The 19795-nt window shown below is 59.1% G+C and carries 16 protein-coding genes; all 16 read right to left on the reverse strand.

Going from position 1 to position 19795, the window contains the following annotated elements; translation table 11 throughout:
- Nucleotides 1-10: 10 nt before the first annotated feature.
- Nucleotides 11-1018: an NADH-quinone oxidoreductase subunit NuoH gene (gene nuoH / locus TU74_RS07855; protein ID WP_047274301.1), complete on the reverse strand. Its 1008-nt coding sequence runs from the start codon at nucleotides 1016-1018 to the stop codon at nucleotides 11-13.
- On the reverse strand, nucleotides 1015-3729 hold the full coding sequence (nuoG, locus tag TU74_RS07860; RefSeq protein WP_048375866.1) for an NADH-quinone oxidoreductase subunit NuoG: 2715 nt from the start codon (nucleotides 3727-3729) through the stop codon (nucleotides 1015-1017). Before nuoG ends, nuoH begins: the two co-directional genes overlap by 4 nt.
- A 132-nt stretch (nucleotides 3730-3861) precedes the next feature.
- Nucleotides 3862-5217 (reverse strand): NADH-quinone oxidoreductase subunit NuoF, encoded by a 1356-nt coding sequence (gene nuoF / locus TU74_RS07865; protein WP_047274304.1) that lies wholly within the window; start codon nucleotides 5215-5217, stop codon nucleotides 3862-3864.
- Nucleotides 5214-5711 carry an NADH-quinone oxidoreductase subunit NuoE gene (gene nuoE / locus TU74_RS07870; protein ID WP_047274305.1) on the reverse strand — a complete coding sequence of 166 codons (498 nt, stop codon included), beginning with the start codon at nucleotides 5709-5711 and terminating at the stop codon, nucleotides 5214-5216. The genes nuoF and nuoE overlap by 4 nt, the downstream gene beginning before the upstream one ends.
- 2 nt (nucleotides 5712-5713) lie before the next feature.
- Entirely contained in the window at nucleotides 5714-7498 is a 1785-nt protein-coding gene (gene nuoC, locus TU74_RS07875; RefSeq protein WP_048375868.1) for an NADH-quinone oxidoreductase subunit C/D, read from the reverse strand.
- 73 nt (nucleotides 7499-7571) lie between these two features.
- Nucleotides 7572-8246 carry a NuoB/complex I 20 kDa subunit family protein gene (locus tag TU74_RS07880; protein WP_019412096.1) on the reverse strand — a complete coding sequence of 225 codons (675 nt, stop codon included), beginning with the start codon at nucleotides 8244-8246 and terminating at the stop codon, nucleotides 7572-7574.
- A 10-nt stretch (nucleotides 8247-8256) separates the two neighbouring features.
- Nucleotides 8257-8670 carry an NADH-quinone oxidoreductase subunit A gene (locus tag TU74_RS07885; RefSeq protein ID WP_003446990.1) on the reverse strand — a complete coding sequence of 138 codons (414 nt, stop codon included), beginning with the start codon at nucleotides 8668-8670 and terminating at the stop codon, nucleotides 8257-8259.
- A gap of 543 nt (nucleotides 8671-9213) precedes the next feature.
- Complete coding sequence (gene aceA, locus TU74_RS07890; RefSeq protein WP_047274311.1) at nucleotides 9214-10539, reverse strand: isocitrate lyase; 1326 nt, start codon at nucleotides 10537-10539, stop codon at nucleotides 9214-9216.
- A gap of 232 nt (nucleotides 10540-10771) precedes the next feature.
- Nucleotides 10772-11515, reverse strand: a complete 744-nt coding sequence (locus TU74_RS07895; protein ID WP_048375869.1) for a secretin N-terminal domain-containing protein — start codon at nucleotides 11513-11515, stop codon at nucleotides 10772-10774.
- A 150-nt stretch (nucleotides 11516-11665) separates the two neighbouring features.
- Complete coding sequence (locus TU74_RS07900; RefSeq protein WP_047274314.1) at nucleotides 11666-12088, reverse strand: GNAT family N-acetyltransferase; 423 nt, start codon at nucleotides 12086-12088, stop codon at nucleotides 11666-11668.
- Complete coding sequence (locus tag TU74_RS07905; RefSeq protein ID WP_048375871.1) at nucleotides 12081-13247, reverse strand: ribosomal protein uL16 3-hydroxylase; 1167 nt, start codon at nucleotides 13245-13247, stop codon at nucleotides 12081-12083. Before TU74_RS07905 ends, TU74_RS07900 begins: the two co-directional genes overlap by 8 nt.
- An 83-nt stretch (nucleotides 13248-13330) precedes the next feature.
- Nucleotides 13331-14701 carry an adenylosuccinate lyase gene (purB, locus tag TU74_RS07910; protein WP_048375872.1) on the reverse strand — a complete coding sequence of 457 codons (1371 nt, stop codon included), beginning with the start codon at nucleotides 14699-14701 and terminating at the stop codon, nucleotides 13331-13333.
- 128 nt (nucleotides 14702-14829) lie between these two features.
- Nucleotides 14830-15450: a high frequency lysogenization protein HflD gene (gene hflD / locus TU74_RS07915; RefSeq protein ID WP_047274318.1), complete on the reverse strand. Its 621-nt coding sequence runs from the start codon at nucleotides 15448-15450 to the stop codon at nucleotides 14830-14832.
- Nucleotides 15447-16580 (reverse strand): tRNA 2-thiouridine(34) synthase MnmA, encoded by a 1134-nt coding sequence (mnmA, locus tag TU74_RS07920; RefSeq protein ID WP_048375874.1) that lies wholly within the window; start codon nucleotides 16578-16580, stop codon nucleotides 15447-15449. The genes hflD and mnmA overlap by 4 nt, the downstream gene beginning before the upstream one ends.
- 59 nt (nucleotides 16581-16639) lie before the next feature.
- Nucleotides 16640-17086 carry an NUDIX hydrolase gene (locus TU74_RS07925; RefSeq protein WP_047292783.1) on the reverse strand — a complete coding sequence of 149 codons (447 nt, stop codon included), beginning with the start codon at nucleotides 17084-17086 and terminating at the stop codon, nucleotides 16640-16642.
- Nucleotides 17087-17234: 148 nt separating this feature from the next.
- Nucleotides 17235-19457: an NADP-dependent isocitrate dehydrogenase gene (locus TU74_RS07930; protein WP_047292785.1), complete on the reverse strand. Its 2223-nt coding sequence runs from the start codon at nucleotides 19455-19457 to the stop codon at nucleotides 17235-17237.
- Between the last annotated feature and the right edge of the window lie 338 nt (nucleotides 19458-19795).

The following is a 19795-nucleotide window of genomic DNA, read 5'->3' on the forward strand; positions in this document are numbered from 1 at the left end:
GTCTCTATCCTCACTGAACCGCGCCGGCGGGCGTGTTCAACAACACGACTGCGGCGGTTACCAGCAAATTGATCAGGGTCAGCGGCAGGCAGAACTTCCAGCTGAAGTCCATCACTTGGTCATACCGAGGGCGCGGAATAGAGGCGCGCAGCAGGATGAAGATCATGATGAAAAACGCAGTCTTCAGGGCGAACCAGATAAACGGAATCTGCGGCAGGATGCCGAACGGCCCGTGCCAGCCACCGAAGAACAAAGTCACCAGCAACGCCGAGATCAACACGATCCCGATGTATTCACCCACGAAGAACATGCCCCATTTCATGCCGGCATATTCAATGTGGTAACCATCGGCCAGTTCCTGTTCCGCTTCCGGCTGGTCGAACGGGTGACGGTGAGTCACGGCGACGCCAGCAATGAAGAAGGTCAGGAAACCGAAGATCTGCGGAATGATGAACCACAGGTTTTGCGCTTGATATTCAACAATGTCGCGCATGTTGAACGAGCCGACCTGAACCACGATGCCCATCAGCGACAGGCCCATGAACACTTCGTACGACACAGTCTGGGCCGAAGCGCGCAGGCTGCCGAGCAGGGCGAACTTGTTGTTGCTCGACCAGCCGGCGAACAACACGGCGTACACCGACAGACCGGCCATGGCGAAGAAGAACAGGATGCCGATGTTCAGGTCTGCTACACCCCAGGTCGGGGTGATCGGGATAATCGCGAAGGCGATCAGCAAGGCGCTCATGGCCACTACCGGTGCGAGGGTGAAAATCACCTTGTCGGCAAACGGCGGAGTCCAGTCTTCCTTGAAGAACATCTTGATCATGTCGGCGGCGATCTGAAACGCGCCGAACGGGCCGACGCGGTTCGGACCGTAACGGTCTTGCCACAGGGCGAGCAAACGGCGCTCGACCCAGCTCAACAGCGCACCGCACACCACCACGGCGAGCAGGATTACCACGGCTTTGACCACCGAGAGAATCACGTCGATCACTTCAGGCGTGAACCAGGTCATTGGGCTGCCTCCTGCAAACCGTCAACGGTAAGACCAAAGATCGCAGGCGGGATGCCAGCCAAGCCGGCAGGCAATGCCACCAGGCCAGCACCCAGCTCTTCATTGATACGCAGCGGCAGGCGCAGGGTCACACCGGCTACGTTCAGGCTGAGCAGGGCACCGTCATTGACGCCCAGGCGATCGGCTTCGGACTTGGCCAGCGCGATGTAGGCGGCCGGGATGCGTTCTTGTACCGGCGCGGCTTTCGAGGAGTTCTCCTCGCTGCCCAGCAGGTGATAGAACGGCACGACGTGCCAGGTGCCACGGGCCGGGTTGAACGGGCCTGGAATGTTGGCGCACCAGTTCAGCGAATCACCTTTGCTTTCGATCAGGCGAATGCCCGGATCGCCCGCACGGATGTGGCCGCCGACTTCGTCTTGGAACTTGTTCCACGCTTGTGGCGAGTTCCAGCCCGGCGACCAGGCAAAAGGCACTTGCTGACGCGGCTCAACGGAGCCCGAGTAACCTTCCATGGAGAAGGCGAACGCGGTGTCCGGGTCTTGCGGAGTACGCGGCTCGTGAACGCTGATGTTGGCGCGCATGGCGGTGCGGCCGCTGTAGCGCAGCGGTTCGCGTGCCAGTTTCAGACCTTTGATGCGGAATTCGGCCGAAGGCGCAGCGTCTACGATGCCGGCCAGATCTGGCGTGCAGGCAGCAGTGGCCTGAGTCACGTGATCCAGCAGCGTCCAGTCCACCGGCTTGTTCAGCAGGGTGCTGCGCAGGGCGTGCAACCAGCGCCAGCCTTCATGGATCAGGTTGGCGGAATCCAGATAACGAGGGTCGAACACCTGGAAGAAGCGCTGGGCGCGGCCTTCCTGGCTGACCAGCGTACCGTCGGCTTCAGCGAAACTGGCGGCCGGTAGTACCAGATCGGCACGGTCGGTGGTGGCGGTTTTCTGATGGTCGGCAACAATCACAACCTTGGCAGCGTCCAGCGCAGCGTTCACCTTCACGGCGTCCACGCGGGTGAACAGGTCGTTCTCCAGCACCACGATGGCGTCTGCCTGGCCGTCAATCACGGCTTGCAGCGCGGCGTCTACCGATTCGCCGCCGAGCATGGCCAGACCCAGGCTGTTGGCTTCCGGCACGACCAGGCTGATGGAGCCGGCTTTTTCGCGCAGGTGCAAGGCTTTGGCAATGTTGCCCGCCGCTTCGATCAGGGCTTTGGAGCCCAGTGACGTACCGGCAATGATCAGGGGGCGCTTGGCAGCGAGCAAGGCGTCTGCGATGCGCTGGGCCAATTGCTGGGCTTCGGCATCCAGACCGTCGACAGCAGGCGCGCTGGCATCGAGGGCGTGAGCCACGGCGAAGCCGATGCGGGCCAGATCGTCCGGTGCAGCGTGAACGCATTCTTCAGCGACGTCGTCCAGCTTGGTTTCAGCCAGGCTGGCGATAAACAGCGGATTCAGCGCGTGCTGACCGATGTTTTTCACCGCGGCGTCAAGCCATGGCTGAACGCGCATGGCCTCGGCCATGTCTTCAGCTTTGCCCTTGACGGACTGACGCAATGACAGCGCCATACGAGCGGCGGTCTGGGTCAAGTCTTCACCCAGAACGAAAATCGCGTCATGGTCTTCGATGTCGCGCAGGTTCGGCACCGGCAGCGGGCTGTCCTTGAGGACTTGCAGCACCAGGCGGATACGCTCCAGCTCACCGGCTTCGATACCCGAGTAGAAGTGCTCGGCGCCTACCAGCTCGCGCAACGCGTAGTTGCTTTCGAGGCTGGCACGAGGCGAACCGATACCCACAATGTTGCGACCGCGCAGCAGTTCGGCGGCCCTGTCCAGGGCCGCGTCGACGCTCAGCTTGTTGCCGTCGGCCAGCAGCGGCTGACGTGGGCGGTCGCTACGGTTGACGTAGCCGTAACCGAAGCGGCCACGGTCACACAGGAAGTACTGGTTGACCGAACCGTTGAAGCGGTTTTCGATCCGGCGCAGCTCGCCATAACGTTCGCCCGGGCTGATGTTGCAGCCGCTGGAGCAACCGTGGCAGATGCTGGGCGCAAATTGCATGTCCCACTTGCGGTTGTAGCGCTCGGAGTGGGTTTTGTCGGTGAACACACCGGTCGGGCAGACTTCGGTGAGGTTGCCCGAGAACTCGCTTTCGAGAACGCCGTCTTCAACGCGACCGAAGTACACGTTGTCGTGGGCGCCGAAAACGCCGAGGTCCGTACCGCCCGCATAGTCTTTATAGAAGCGCACGCAGCGGTAGCAGGCGATGCAGCGGTTCATCTCGTGAGCGATGAACGGGCCGAGTTCCTGGTTCTGGTGGGTACGTTTGGTAAAGCGGTAACGGCGTTCGTTGTGACCGGTCATCACGGTCATGTCTTGCAGGTGGCAGTGACCGCCTTCTTCGCACACAGGGCAGTCGTGCGGGTGGTTGGTCATCAGCCATTCGACAACGCTGGCGCGAAACACTTTCGCTTCTTCGTCGTCGATGGAAATCCAGCTTCCGTCAGTGGCCGGGGTCATGCAGGACATCACGATACGACCACGGGTGTCGTTCTCGTCGGTGTATTGCTTGACTGCACACTGGCGGCAGGCGCCAACACTGCCCAGGGCAGGGTGCCAGCAGAAATACGGAATATCGAGTCCCAGCGACAGACAGGCCTGTAACAGGTTGTCTGCCCCATCGACTTCGAGCTCTTTGCCGTCTACGTGGATAGTGGCCATGGTTCAAAGGTCTTCGTTGGCCCGGTGTCAGCGGGCGTGGCTAATGGAATCTTGTTATTCGTTCGAAGCAACCCAGCCTTACGGCGTTATCGAACGATCAGAGGGCGGCACGGACCGCCCCCATTCAGAACGTTACGCGCCGATAACAATCGGGCGTGCCAGAGGTGGAACACCGGGTTTTGCTTGCGCAATGCCGGCTTCGAACTCTGGACGGAAGTACTTGATTGCGCTGCCCAGTGGCTCCACGGCGCCCGGTGCGTGAGCACAGAACGTCTTGCCCGGACCGAGGAAACCCACCAGACCCAGCAGGGTCTCGATGTCGCCCGGCTGGCCTTCGCCTTTCTCGATGGCCATCAGCAGCTTGACGCTCCATGGCAGGCCATCACGGCACGGGGTGCAGAACCCGCACGACTCGCGCGCGAAGAACTGTTCCATGTTGCGCAGCAGTGAAACCATGTTCACGCTGTCGTCCACGGCCATGGCCAGACCCGTACCCATACGGGTACCCACTTTGGCAATACCCCCGGCGTACATTTGTGCGTCGAGGTGCTCGGGCAACAGGAAACCCGTACCGGCACCGCCTGGCTGCCAGCACTTGAGCGTGAAGCCGTCGCGCATGCCGCCTGCGTAGTCTTCGAACAGCTCGCGAGCGGTGACGCCAAACGGCAGTTCCCACAGCCCGGGATTCTTGACCTTGCCGGAGAAGCCCATCAGCTTGGTGCCGTGGTCTTCGCTGCCTTCGCGGGCCAGGGATTTGTACCAGTCAACGCCATTGCCGATGATGGCCGGTACGTTGCACAGGGTCTCTACGTTGTTCACGCAGGTCGGCTTGCCCCAAACGCCCACGGCCGCCGGAAACGGCGGTTTGGAGCGCGGGTTGGCGCGACGGCCTTCAAGGGAGTTGATCAGTGCGGTTTCTTCACCGCAGATATAACGCCCGGCACCGGTGTGTACGAACAGTTCGAAATCAAACCCCGAACCCAGGATGTTTTTGCCCAGCAGGCCTGCTGCCTTGGCTTCTTCGACGGCACGGCGCAGGTGCACGGCCGCGGTGGTGTATTCGCCACGCAGGAAGATGTAGCCGCGGTAGGTTTTCAGGGCGCGAGCACTGATCAGCATGCCTTCGATCAGCAGATGGGGCAGTTGCTCCATCAGCATGCGGTCTTTCCAGGTGTTGGGCTCCATTTCATCGGCGTTACACAACAGGTAACGGATGTTCATGGATTCGTCTTTGGGCATCAGCCCCCACTTCACACCCGTGGGGAAACCTGCACCGCCACGACCTTTGAGGCCGGCGTCTTTCACGGTCTGGACGATATCGTCCTGAGCCATGTCGGCGAATGCCTTGCGGGCAGCCGCGTAGCCGTTTTTGGCCTGATATTCGTCAAGCCATACCGGCTCGCCGTCGTCACGCAGACGCCAGGTCAACGGATGGGTTTCTGCCGTGCGCGCAATGCGGTTGGCAGGCCCGAAAGAAGTCAGGGTCATGGGTAGCCCTCCAACAACGTGGCAACGCCCGATGGCTGGACATCACCGAATGTGTCGTCGTCGATCATCAACGCCGGCGCTTTGTCGCAGTTGCCCAGGCAGCACACCGGCAGCAGCGTGAAGCGGCCGTCTGCGGTGGTCTGGCCCAGGCCGATGCCCAGCTTGGTCTGGATCTCGCTGACCACGGACTCGTGACCACCGATGTAGCAGACCATGCTGTCACACACGCGAATGATGTGACGGCCTACCGGCTGGCGGAAGATCTGGCTGTAGAACGTCGCCACGCCTTCAACGTCGCTGGCGGGAATGCCCAGCAGCTCGCCGATGGCGTAGATCGCGCCGTCCGGCACCCAGCCACGTTCTTTTTGAACGATCTTCAGGGCTTCGATCGACGCTGCGCGCGGATCTTCGTAGTGATGCATCTCGTGCTCGATGGCCGAGCGCTCGGTTTCGCTAAGGGCGAAACGGTCTGTCTGGATAAGCGTGCTGTTCATGCTTAGCGGTCCACGTCGGCCATAACGAAATCGATACTACCCAGGTAAGCAATCAAGTCCGCGACCATTTCGCCTTTGATCACCGAAGGGATCTGCTGCAAATGGGCAAAACTTGGGGTGCGAATCCGGGTGCGGTAGCTCATGGTGCCGCCGTCGCTCGTCAGGTAATAACTGTTGATGCCCTTGGTCGCTTCGATCATCTGGAAGGATTCGTTGGCCGGCATCACCGGGCCCCACGAAACTTGCAGGAAGTGCGTAATCAAGGTCTCGATGTGCTGCAAGGTGCGCTCTTTGGGCGGCGGTGTGGTCAGCGGGTGGTCCGCCTTGTACGGGCCGGCCGGCATGTTGCGCATGCACTGCTCGATGATTTTAAGGCTCTGGCGCATTTCTTCGACACGCACGATGCAACGGTCATAGGCATCGCCATTGGCCGCCAGCGGCACTTCGAACTCGAAGTTCTCGTAGCCGGAATACGGCCGCGTCTTGCGCAGGTCGAAGTCGCACCCGGTAGAGCGCAGGCCAGCACCGGTGACACCCCATTCCAGGGCCTCTTTGGTGTTGTACTGGGCAACGCCGATGGTACGGCCACGCAAGATGCTGTTGTCCAGCGCGGCTTTTTGGTATTCGTCCAGACGCTTGGGCATCCAGTCGATGAATTCCTTGACCAGGCGATCCCAGCCATTTGGCAGGTCGTGGGCAACGCCGCCGATGCGGTACCAGGCCGGGTGCAGGCGGAAACCGGTGATCGCCTCAATCACTTTGTAGGCGCGCTGACGGTCGGTGAAGGTGAAGAACACCGGGGTCATGGCGCCCACGTCCTGGATGTATGTCCCCAGGAACAGCAAGTGGCTGGTGATACGGAAGAACTCGGCCATCATGATGCGGATGGTGTCGACCCGGTCCGGCACTTTGATGCCTGCCAGTTTTTCTACCGAGAGCACATACGGCAGGTTGTTCATCACGCCGCCGAGGTAATCGATACGGTCGGTGTACGGAATGAAACTGTGCCATGACTGGCGCTCAGCCATTTTTTCGGCGCCACGGTGGTGGTAGCCGATGTCAGGCACGCAGTCGACGATTTCTTCGCCGTCCAGTTGCAGAATGATGCGGAAGGCACCGTGAGCCGAAGGGTGGTTCGGGCCCAGGTTGAGGAACATGTAGTCCTCGTTCTCGCCGGAACGCTTCATGCCCCAGTCTTCAGGCTTGAAGCGTGCGGCTTCTTCTTCGAGCTGGACTTTGGCCAGGCTTAGGCTGTATGGGTCGAACTCCGTGGCGCGCGCAGGAAAGTCCTTGCGCAGCGGGTGACCTTCCCAGGTCGGCGGCATCATGATGCGCGACAGGTGAGGGTGCCCGGCGAAGTCGATGCCGAACATGTCCCAGACTTCCCGCTCGTACCAGTTGGCGTTCGGCCAGATCCCGGTCACGGTCGGCAGGCTCAAATCGCCTTCGGACAGGGCCACCTTGATCATGACGTCGCTGTTACGCTCAAGCGACATCAGGTGATAGAAGACGGTGAAATCGGCACCCGACGGCAGGCCCTGACGCTTGGTGCGCAGACGTTCGTCGACACCGTGCAGGTCATAGAGCATGACGTAGGGTTTTGGCAGGTTGCGCAGGAAGGTCAGGACTTCGACCAGTTTGGCGCGGGCAACCCAAAGCACCGGCATGCCGGTGCGCGTGGCCTGGGCAGTGAATGCATCAGGACCAAAACGGTTATTCAGTTCGACAACCACATCGTGGTCGTCAGCCTTGTAAGGCGGGATGTACAGAGCGGAGCCTGTAGTCATGGTTTTTTATCGCTTTCGTTCAACGTAAAGAATGAAGCCAGTGTCTCGTTCTATAAAAAGAAGCGGGGCTGGATCAGACTTCGTCGGGGCTGCGCAGGTTGGTCACCTGAATACGCTGTTCGCGGCGCTGTTCCTTTTGCGATGGCATCTCGGCGCGGTACACGCCTTGCTCGCCAACGACCCAGGAAAGGGGGCGACGCTCCTGGCCAATCGACTCTTGCAAGAGCATCAAGCCTTGCAGGAAAGCCTCCGGGCGGGGTGGGCAGCCGGGTACGTAAACGTCCACGGGCAAAAACTTGTCCACCCCTTGAACCACGGAGTAGATGTCGTACATGCCACCGGAGTTGGCGCACGAACCCATGGAAATGACCCATTTAGGTTCAAGCATTTGCTCGTAGAGGCGCTGAATGATCGGCGCCATCTTGATGAAGCAGGTACCGGCAATAACCATGAAATCCGCCTGACGCGGCGAGGCCCGGATAACTTCGGCGCCAAAGCGCGCGATGTCGTGGGGCGCCGTGAAGGCGGTGGTCATTTCCACGTAGCAGCACGACAAGCCGAAGTTGTACGGCCACAAGGAGTTTTTACGCCCCCAGTTGACCGTGCCGTTCAGCACGTCTTCAAGTTTGCCCATGAAAATGTTTTTGTGGACTTGATCTTCTAACGGATCGGAAACGGTTTCCCGTTTGCCGATCGGGTACTGCTCGTTAGGAGCATCCGGGTCGATCCTGGTGAGTTCGTATTGCATCGCCAAAGCCTCATTGTTTCAGCTTGGCCTGCCGCTTACGACGAGCTTCCGGTGCCCAATCAAGAGCACCCACCCGAAATAGGTAGACAAGGCCTGCCAACAGAATTGCTATGAAAACGAGAGCTTCGACGAATCCGGTCCAGCCGCTTTCGCGAACAGACACAGACCAGGCAAAGAGAAAGAGGGCTTCGATATCGAAGATCACGAACAGCATCGCGACCAGATAGAATTTGGCTGAGAGCCGCAAGCGGGCGCCACCGGTGGGTAGCATGCCGGACTCGAACGGTTCGTTTTTGCTGCGGCCCCAGGCTTTTGACCCGAGGAGGCTGGAGACGCCAAGCATGAAGGCACAAAGGCCGACAACGCCGAGAAGGAAAATGGCAAAGCCCCAGTTGTGGGCTATGAGTCCTGTCGCTTCGGGCATGCTGGTAATCCTTAACAGAGAGCCAATGTCTCTGAGCTCAAAAAGGTAATAAAGCAGTGACGATATGTCGCAGCGCAATTGATGGGCGGGATTTTATGGCTAAACACCCAGCAAGTAAATTTTCTAAGATGAATAAATTCAGTCCTTTAGTGGTATAGCTTCCTCCAAAGTCTACGTAGGCCACGTGGCACGGGCATTACAGCTTATTTCAGCGATGATGTTTTGTTTGCGCTGCAATGAACAGTGCGGTGCCCAAATGATAATGAATATCGTTTAAATCCGAGTCTGTTGTTTTTCAGCTTAGCCTGCCTGCGCAAGTTGGCTTATATATGTAGCCATTGCAAGTTTCGAACTTGGTTTTCTAACCCGATTCTGTTTTCGATTTATGGATCTGGATCAGGTTTTCGTCGATGTGCGGGCGGATCTTGACGAAATTTGGATAAAAAAAACGCCCCGAAAACCAGTCGGGGCGTTATGTTCAAGGCATTGCGTTTGTTCTTTACAGGCGAGGCAATGGCCGTCGTTTCACTGGTTGCCGGGCAATCAGTGGAACTGTTCTTCTTCGGTCGAGCCGGTCAGGGCGGTGACCGAGGACGAGCCACCCTGAATCACGGTGGTCATGTCATCGAAGTAACCGGTGCCTACTTCCTGCTGGTGTGCAACGAAGGTGTAACCCTTGGCGGCGTCAGCAAACTCCTGCTCTTGCAGCTTCACGTAGGCGGTCATGTCGTTACGGGCGTAGTCGTGCGCCAGGTTGAACATGCTGTGCCACATGTTGTGAATGCCAGCCAGGGTGATGAACTGATGCTTGTAGCCCATTGCCGACAGTTCGCGCTGGAATTTGGCGATGGTCGCGTCGTCCAGGTTTTTCTTCCAGTTGAAGGAAGGCGAGCAGTTGTAGGACAGAATCTGGTCCGGGTATTCCTTTTTGATCGCTTCAGCAAAGCGGCGCGCTTCGTCCAAGTCCGGCTTGGCGGTTTCACACCAGATCAGGTCGGCGTACGGCGCGTAGGCCAGGCCACGGGCAATCGCTTGATCCAGGCCAGCGCGCACTTTGTAGAAGCCTTCCTTCGTGCGTTCACCGGATACAAATGGCTTGTCGTACGGATCGCAGTCGGAAGTCAGCAAGTCGGCAGCGTTAGCATCGGTACGGGCCAGAATGATGGTCGGTACGCCTGCCACGTCGGCAGCCAGTCGGGCCGCAGTCAGCTTCTGTACGGCTTCCTGAGTGGGCACCAATACCTTGCCGCCCATGTGACCGCATTTTTTAACCGACGCCAGTTGGTCTTCGAAGTGAACGCCTGCAGCACCCGCTTCGATCATGTTTTTCATCAGCTCGTAGGCATTGAGTACGCCGCCGAAACCGGCTTCAGCATCTGCCACGATGGGGGCGAAGTAGTCGATATAACCTTGGTCGCCCGGGTTCTTGCCGGATTTCCACTGAATCTGGTCGGCGCGACGGAACGAGTTATTGATGCGCTTGACCACGGTTGGAACGGAGTCCACCGGGTACAGCGACTGGTCGGGGTACATGGATTCGGCAGAGTTGTTGTCTGCCGCCACTTGCCAGCCCGACAGGTAGATAGCCTGGATACCGGCTTTAACCTGTTGTACTGCCTGGCCCCCGGTCAGGGCGCCCATGCAGTTGACGAAATCTTTTTCAGGACGGAAGGACGGGTGTGCGCCCTGAGTCACCAGTTTCCACAGCTTTTCGGCGCCCATTTTTGCAAAGGTGTGCTCGGGTTGAACCGAGCCGCGCAGGCGGACCACGTCAGCAGCGGAGTAATCGCGAGTCACGCCTTTCCAGCGTGGGTTTTCGGCCCAGTCTTTCTCGAGGGCTGCAATTTGCTGTTCGCGTGTCAGTGCCATGGTGATAAACCTCGTCGCATAGGTCTGGGTTGAAAAATTTTTGCTCCACCAGGCACACAACCATTTTGTTCGTATACGTGCGTGAATGGCTTCTCGCTAGCGGTCAGAGGCGCTTTACAGGGCCTCTGATCGGCGGGAGCGGGGCCATCATGCCTTCGCTTTTTTGAGTCGTCAAACGTTTTGTAGTGCTTTTTTGGCGGCACTACATATTTGGTCTAATACGACCCGTCAGTCAGTTTTGGCCTTTTGGGTCGAGTGCGTCGACTTTGACCCGCAATGTCATGTCATCCCGGCTTTGAGTCGAGTAAGTGCGGGTTTGGCCCTGCTGGCCAGCCAGATTCTGGCCGCTGATGCCCGCCACTGTGATCCATTGGCCGAGGGGGCCGCTGACCTGCGTGTCGGTACTTTGCACGTTCACTACATCCGGCTGTTCCTGGCTCATGCGGTCGCGGTTGGTGCTGATCGCCAGGTGTACCGTTTCACCCGTAACGCTGGCGGTGATGTAGAAGCCCTTGGTCACATTGCGATAAGCAGTTTGTGCCGAGAGGCGCCCGTATGCGTCGGTCTGGGTGCTGGTCTGGGGAATGCTTTGGCCTGTCTGGATCAAGGCGGGAACACCTTCAGTGGCCTGAATCTGCTGAACGCCGCCGTCACGGCTGGCGGTGCTGTAGACCCGCGTATTGCTATTGCTGTCAGGCAGGTTGCTATCGCTGGTATCGACTGTGATCAGCAAACGGCGCGCAGGCGTGTCGAGCTGGCTGAGCAAGTCTTCCAGGCCCTGGATTTTCTGGGCCGGGGCCTCGACGATGAGTTGATTGCCGTAAACGGTGACGTTGCCGTCCTTGCCGATGAAGTTCTGGGCCACCGGCAGTAAGTCCGCGCTAGTGCGGTTTTGCAGTGTGATGACTTGGGTATCGGCAAGGGCGCTGAGGCTCAACAGCATCATCAGACCGGCGATGAGTGGGCGTAAGACCATGTCTGTTATCTCCGCAAGGCTTGAAAAGGGATGAAAGCAGTGTGCCAGTTTGTCGGCCTAAATGTGACGGGGTTGAATGACACACAGCAAAACGCCCTGCGATCCGACGATGGCAGGGCGTTTTTTATTCAGGAGCAGCGTTCACGTGTGTCAGGCGCAGCGCACCATGTCCACGTGCGGAATGCCCGCCTCCAGAAACTCGTCGCTCACGATCTTGAACCCGAGCCGCTCATAGAAAGGCGTGGCGTGCACCTGTGCGCTCAGCTTCACCTCTTTCAAGCCGCGTTCTTCGGCTTGTTCGAGGGTGGCCTGCATCAGGGCGTCGCCGACTTTCAGCCCTCGCCAGTCCTTGAGGACGGATACGCGGCCTATCTGGCCATCCGCCAGGAGTCGGGCCGTGCCAATGGCGAAATCGCCCTCAAAGGCCAGAAAGTGTACGGCGCTGCTGTCGTCCGAATCCCACTCCAGTTCGGGCGGGACGTGTTGTTCGTTGATAAACACGGCTTCACGGATGCGTCGAAGTTCGGCGTTATCCTTTTGCCAGTCGGCGACACGTACGCGAATTTTATTCATCAGCGAACCCCAGGCTTCCTTGTTTGACCAATTCACACAGCAGGTTGCGGCCATCCTCATCTGCCAGCCACGGGCCGAGGTTTTCGGCATGCAAGGCATCGGCGGCACAGATCATTTTCAAGAGATCGCGCAGTTTGCCCGGCAGCAGACGGCTCTGTCCGCTGGCAAACAGAAGCAGGTCTTCATCCACTTCAGACCAGGCCAGTCGGGCACTCGGGTTGCGGATCAATACCGCGCCCTGGTCGAGACTGCCGAGCAGGTCTTCTTCTTCGAGCTCGGGGCCGACGACGAGTTCCGGATAGCGCGGCTCGGTCATGAACTGGCCGAACCAGGTCAGGAGCATGCGTTCATCGCTCATGTGTTCAGCGAGCAAACCTTTCAAGCGATCCAGCGCATCGCGCTGGATCTGATGCGGGTCGCTGACCGGTTGTGCGTCGGCATCGGTGTAACGTTCTTCATCCGGCAGGTACTGGCTGAGGAAGTCGGTGAAGTGGGTCAGTACTTCAGCGGCGCTCGGGGCGCGGAAACCGACCGAGTAGGTCAGGCAGTCGTCCACGGCTACACCGCTATGGGCAAGGCGTGGCGGCAGATACAGCATGTCGCCGGGTTCCAGTGTCCACTCATCGGTGGCCTGGAAGTCTGCCAGGATGCGCAGGTCGGCGTGTTCCAGCAGGGCGCTGTCGGAGTCGCACATCTGGCCGATCTGCCAGTGACGCTGGCCAGCCCCTTGCAGCAGGAATACGTCGTAATTGTCGAAGTGCGGACCGACGCTGCCGCCAGGTGCGGCGTAGCTGATCATCACGTCGTCAATACGCCAGCTCGGCAGGAAGCGAAAGTGCTCCAGCAGCTCGCCCACTTCAGGCACGAACTGATCGACGGCTTGCACCAGCAAAGTCCATTCGCGTTCAGGCAGTTTGCCGAACTCATCTTCGGCAAAAGGCCCGCGGCGCAGCTCCCACGGGCGTTCGCCGTGTTCGATGACCAGTCGTGATTCGACCTCCTCTTCAAGTGCCAAACCGGCCAGTTCGTCGGCATCGATCGGGCTTTCGAAGTCAGGGATTGCCTGTCGGATCAGCAGCGGTTTTTTCTGCCAGTAGTCGCGCATGAATTCGCGTGCAGTCATGCCGCCCAGAAGTTGAAGAGGAAGATCAGGATTCATGTGTAACCTATTGAAAAGTTGCGCTTTGTATTCGGGAATAAAAACGCCCGGCACGGCCGGGCGTTAGTAGGTCGTTACAGCACTCAGATGCGCTTGGTCTGTTCGACCGCGTTGCCGATGTAATTGGCAGGGGTCAGCAGCTTCAGCTCGGCCTTGGCCGCTTCCGGCATTTCAAGGCTATCAATGAACGTCTGCAGTGCTTCAGGGCTGATGCCCTTGCCGCGCGTCAGCTCTTTGAGCTTCTCGTACGGGTTTTCAATGTTGTAGCGGCGCATGACGGTCTGGATCGGCTCCGCCAGCACTTCCCAGCAGGCATCCAGGTCAGCAGCGATTTTCTGGGCGTTGAGCTCCAGTTTGCTGATGCCTTTGAGGCTGGCTTCGTACGCGATCACGCTGTGAGCAAAGCCCACGCCGAGGTTGCGCAGCACGGTGGAGTCGGTCAGGTCGCGCTGCCAGCGGGAGATGGGCAGTTTGCTGGCCAGGTGCTGGAACAGCGCGTTGGCGATCCCCAGGTTGCCTTCGGAGTTTTCGAAGTCGATCGGGTTGACCTTGTGCGGCATGGTCGATGAACCGATCTCGCCCGCGATGGTGCGCTGCTTGAAGTAGCCCAGGGAGATGTAGCCCCAGATGTCGCGGTCGAAGTCGATCAGGATGGTGTTGAAACGCGCAATGGCGTCGAACAGCTCGGCAATGTAGTCGTGCGGTTCGATCTGCGTGGTGTATGGGTTGAAACCCAGGCCCAGTTCGTCTTCGATGAAGGCGCGGGCGTTGGCTTCCCAGTCGATCTGCGGGTAGGCCGACAGGTGGGCGTTGTAGTTGCCCACGGCGCCGTTGATTTTACCCAGCAGCGGTACGGCGGCCACTTGAGCGATCTGGCGCTCCAGGCGGTAAACCACGTTGGCCAGCTCTTTACCCAGGGTGGTAGGCGACGCCGGTTGACCGTGGGTGCGCGACAGCATCGGCACGTCGGCAAAGCGGATGGCCAGTTCACGGATGGCTTCAGCGGTTTGACGCATCAGTGGCAGCATCACCTCATCACGGCCTTCGCGCAGCATCAGGGCGTGGGACAGGTTGTTGATGTCCTCGCTCGTGCAGGCAAAGTGGATGAATTCGCTGACATTGGCCAGTTCCGGCAGCTTGGCAGCCTGCTCCTTGAGCAGGTACTCAATGGCTTTGACGTCGTGGTTGGTGGTGCGCTCGATCTCTTTGACGCGTTCGGCGTGTTCCAGAGAGAAGTTTTCGGCCAGTTCATTCAGAACGGCGTTGGCTTCGGCGGAGAAGGCCGGGACTTCCGGGATGGCGGCGTGGGCAGCCAAACGCTGGAGCCAGCGAACTTCAACCAATACGCGGGCACGGATCAGGCCGTACTCGCTGAAAATAGGGCGCAGGGCCTGGGTTTTGCCGGCGTAGCGGCCGTCAACAGGGGAAACCGCAGTGAGCGAAGAGAGCTTCATGGGGTGTTCTCGGACAGTCGGGCAACGAAATGGGGCGCGTATCATACATGAAAAAACGGCCGGTCCGTTGCCAAGTGACCGGCGTCATACGCGAAGCGACGTTACAAAGGTGTGCGTTCTGGCGGGTGTTAGCCGCGCAGCATCGGATAAAGCTCTTTGAGCAGCTTGCGACGGCTGAATACCAGCTGCCAGCGATGACCGCCCAATTGGCGCCACAAGCGAGCCGAGCGGATCCCGGCCAGCAGCAGAGCGCGAATTTTGGCGGCGTTGCTGGGTTGTTGCAGGTTGCGCATGTCGCCGTGGACCTGAATGCGCTGGCGCAGTGTGCTGAGGGTGTCCTGATACAGTGCGCCACAGGCAGCCACGACGTTTTCATGAGCCGGACCGAAGTGCTCGACCTGGGACTGGATCTGCGGCAAGCGTTTGCCGATCAGTTCAAGCATGTCGTCACGCTTGGCCAGTTGGCGCTCCAGGTTGAGCATCGACAGGGCGTAGCGCAAAGGCTCGCGCTGCAACGTATTGGGGTCGCGTTCAAGGGCGCCAATGAGGGCCCGGTAACCTTCGCGCAGGTTGATGTCGTCACCGCCAAACACTTCCAGCGTGTCTTTCGGGTCGCGCACCAGCAATGTGCCAAGCATGCAGGCCAGATCCGCTTCGCCGACCTGGCCGGTGCGGGCGATTTTGTCCACCAGCACGGCAGCCAGAAAAACCCCGCCGAGTGCGATCAGTTGTTCCTGGGTGGCATTCATGCCTGTTCGCCCTTGTGGTTCCAGGGTTCGGCCACTTCGATCACGCCGCCACCCAGGCACACTTCGCCATCGTAGAACACCACTGACTGGCCGGGTGTAACGGCGCGTTGCGGGTCATCGAAGGTCGCGCGGTAGCCGCTGGCGGTTTTTTCCAGCGTGCAGGGCTGATCGCTCTGGCGATAACGCACTTTGGCGGTCAGGCGCAGCGGGCTGTCGAGGTTAATCGGGTTGACCCAGAAAATCTCCGACGCGAGCAGGGCGCGCGAAAACAGCCATGGGTGATCGTTACCCTGGCCGACAATCAGCTCGTTGTTTTCGAGGTCTTTGTGCAGCACGTACCACGGCTCGTCGCTGGCGTCTTTCAGGCCGCCGATACCCAGGCCCTGCCGCTGGCCAATGGTGTGATACATCAGGCCGTGGTGGCGGCCGATGACTTCGCCGTCGGTGGTTTTGATCTCGCCCGGTTGAGCGGGCAGGTATTGCTTGAGGAAATCGCTGAAACGGCGTTCACCAATGAAGCAAATACCGGTGGAGTCTTTCTTCTTGGCGGTCGCCAGGCCATGTTGCTCGGCAATCTTGCGCACTTCGGGTTTTTCCAGTTCACCGACCGGGAACAGGGTGCGGGCAATTTGCTCGCCGCCTACCGCGTGCAGGAAGTAGCTCTGGTCTTTGTTTGGGTCCAGGCCCTTGAGCAACTCGGTGCGGCCGTCGATGTCGCGACGGCGCACGTAGTGGCCGGTGGCAATCAGGTCGGCGCCAAGCATCAGGGCGTACTCGAGAAACGCCTTGAACTTGATTTCACGGTTACACAGGATGTCCGGGTTAGGCGTGCGTCCGGCCTTGTATTCGGCCAGGAAGTGTTCAAACACGTTGTCCCAGTATTCGGCGGCAAAATTGGCGGTGTGCAGCTTGATGCCGATTTTGTCGCACACGGCCTGGGCGTCTGCCAGGTCATCCATGGCGGTGCAGTAATCCGTTCCGTCGTCTTCCTCCCAGTTCTTCATGAACAGGCCTTCCACCTGATAGCCCTGCTCCATGAGCAGAACGGCGGAAACGGAAGAGTCAACACCGCCGGACATGCCGACAATGACGCGCTGTTTTTCGGGGGCGACTAAGGCTGGATCACGCATAGGGTTTCAATGAGTGTCTTGAAAAAGGACGCGATTCTAGCAGGCCCGAGCGCTCAAGGCTAAACCGAAGGGCGGATTAACGAGAGGTCAAACAATTTGCCGGACAGATAATCGTCGATGCAAAGCAAGGTCAGTTCGCTGCGCCAGCGGTGGCGTTGTGCGAGTAACTCGTCGCGGGTCAACCACCGCGGGCCGATAATCCCCGTATCGAGCGGTGAGTCGGGGTGATGCTTGAGCGCTTTGCCTGCAAAGCACACGCGCTGATAGGTCACACCATTGCTGGGGGCGGTGTACAGGTAAATGCCGATCACGCCAGTCAATTCAACGTCATAGCCGGTTTCTTCGAAGGTCTCGCGAATCGCGGCCTGGATCAGGCTTTCATTGGGGTCCAGATGCCCGGCAGGCTGATTAAGCACAGCGCGCTCGTGCTTGAGCTCTTCGACCATCAGGAAGCGACCATGGTCTTCGACGACCGTGGCAACTGTGATGTGGGGTTTCCATTCCATAAAATGTGCTCGGCTTGAAGGAGGGTGGGTTCTGGATCCTACAGAAAGTGTGTGCCAACCCCAACCTCTGCAGGTGTCGGCAGTGGGAAGCCCAAAAACACAAACCCCGGCGTCGTGGGCCGGGGTTTGTGGTGTTGCGGTGTTGCTCTTACACCGAAGCGATGATCGCGTTCAGTGTGGCGCTAGGGCGCATAACGTTGCTGACCTTGTCGGCATCGGCGTGGTAGTAACCACCGATGTCGACCGGCTTGCCCTGAACGGCGTTGAGTTCGGCAACGATGGTTGCTTCGTTCTCGGCCATGGCTTTTGCCACTGGGGCAAACTGGGCTTGCAAGTCTTTGTCTTCGGTCTGGGCTGCCAGGGCTTGTGCCCAGTACAGAGCCAGGTAGAAGTGGCTACCGCGGTTGTCGATATTGCCGACTTTGCGCGATGGCGATTTGTTGTTGTCGAGGAACTGGCCAGTGGCCTGGTCCAGGGTTTTGGCCAACACCAACGCTTTCGGGTTGTTGTAGGTCGTGCCCAGGTGCTCCAGGGAAGCAGCCAATGCCAGGAATTCGCCCAGCGAGTCCCAACGCAGGAAGTTTTCTTCCAGCAGTTGCTGCACGTGCTTGGGTGCCGAACCGCCCGCGCCGGTTTCGAACAGGCCGCCGCCATTCATCAGCGGAACGATCGACAGCATTTTGGCGCTGGTGCCCAGTTCCATGATCGGGAACAGGTCAGTCAGGTAGTCGCGCAGAACGTTACCGGTCACCGAGATAGTGTCCAGACCCTTGCGGGTGCGCTCCAGCGTGAACTTCATGGCCTCAACCGGGGACATGATGCGAATGTCCAGGCCGCTGGTGTCGTGATCCTTCAGGTAAGCCTGAACTTTCTCGATCATCACGCCGTCGTGGCTACGTTGTGGGTCCAGCCAGAAAACAGCAGGGGTGTTGCTGGCGCGAGCGCGGTTGACGGCCAGTTTGACCCAGTCGCGGATCGGCGCGTCTTTGGCCTGGCACATGCGCCAGATATCGCCCGCTTCGACTTTTTGTTCCATCAACACGTTGCCGTTGCTGTCGCTCACGCGAACCACGCCATCGGTCTTGATCTGGAAGGTCTTGTCGTGGGAGCCGTACTCTTCGGCTTTCTGGGCCATCAGGCCAACGTTTGGCACGCTGCCCATGGTGGTCGGATCGAAGGCGCCGTGTTGCTTGCAGTCTTCGATAACCGCCTGGTAGATGGTTGCGTAGCAGCGATCCGGGATCACGGCCTTGGCGTCGTGCAGTTGACCGTCAGTGCCCCACATTTTGCCGGAGTCACGGATCATGGCTGGCATCGACGCGTCGACGATGACGTCGCTCGGCACGTGCAGGTTGGTGATGCCTTTGTCGGAGTTAACCATCGCCAGCGCTGGGCGATTGGCGTAGACCGCCTGGATGTCCGCCTCGATTTCGGCTTGCTTGTCCGCCGGCAGGGCCTTGATGCGGGCGTACAGGTCGCCGATGCCGTTGTTCAGGTTGAAACCGATTTCTTTCAGGACGTCAGCGTGTTTTTCCAGCGCGTCCTTGTAGAACTCGGCCACGATCTGACCAAACATGATCGGGTCGGAGACCTTCATCATGGTGGCTTTCAGGTGAACCGAGAACAGTACGCCTTGTTTCTTGGCGTCTTCGATTTCGGCCGCTACGAACTGGCGCAGGGCTTTTTTGCTCATGACGGAACAATCGATGATCTCGCCGGCCTGTACGGCCGTTTTTTCTTTCAGGACGGTGGTCGTGCCGTCTTGAGCGATCAATTCGATTTTGACGCTGTCCGGGGCTTCAATCAGGGCCGCTTTTTCGCTGCCGTAGAAGTCGCCTTCGCTCATGTGAGCCACGTGGGACTTGGAGTCTGCGGCCCAGGCGCCCATTTTGTGCGGGTGCTTGCGTGCGTAGTTTTTCACCGACAGCGGTGCGCGGCGGTCGGAGTTGCCTTCGCGCAGTACCGGGTTTACGGCGCTGCCCATGACTTTGCTGTAACGCGCTTTGACGTCTTTCTCGGCATCAGTGGTGACTGACTCGGGGTAATCCGGGATATCGAAGCCCTGCGCTTGCAGTTCTTTGATCGCGGCCTGCAATTGCGGGACCGAGGCGCTGATGTTAGGCAGCTTGATGATGTTGGCTTCAGGGGTAACGGCCAGGGCGCCCAATTCGGCGAGGTGGTCTGCTACGGCCTTGGCACCCAATTGCTCGGGGAAGCTGGCAAGGATTCGGCCTGCCAGAGAGATGTCGCGCGTCTCAACAGCGATATCAGCCGGAGCGGTGAACGCTTCGATGATAGGCAGCAGTGAATAGGTGGCGAGGGCCGGAGCTTCGTCGGTGAAGGTATAGATGATCTTCGAACGGGTGGGCATTTCGGATTAACTCTCTTCTTTGCTGAGCGTGCTCAGATTCTCGAGATGCGCAGGGTAGGCGCTTTCGTTCACAGTGAACAATGAGCCGAAAGTCGAGGTTCTTCGCGGTGATGTGAATGCATCAGTAGAGCGTCAAGCGGTCGAGCCGGGGTAACGGCTCAGCCTTTCTAGGCCTGAAAGACTCATTGCAGTGTGGTGCTTCGCGATGACTCCGCGGTCACCGGCGCAGTATACATAGGTCACTAATGTTCCGGCGAGGGCTGAGGTGGATCAGCGGTCATCCATTGGTCTAAGAAGCGTTCGCATATCGCCCTGTATTGTGTCGCTAACCCCTTTGT

It is taken from the genome of Pseudomonas lundensis (genome assembly GCF_001042985.1).
Taxonomy (GTDB): domain Bacteria; phylum Pseudomonadota; class Gammaproteobacteria; order Pseudomonadales; family Pseudomonadaceae; genus Aquipseudomonas; species Aquipseudomonas lundensis.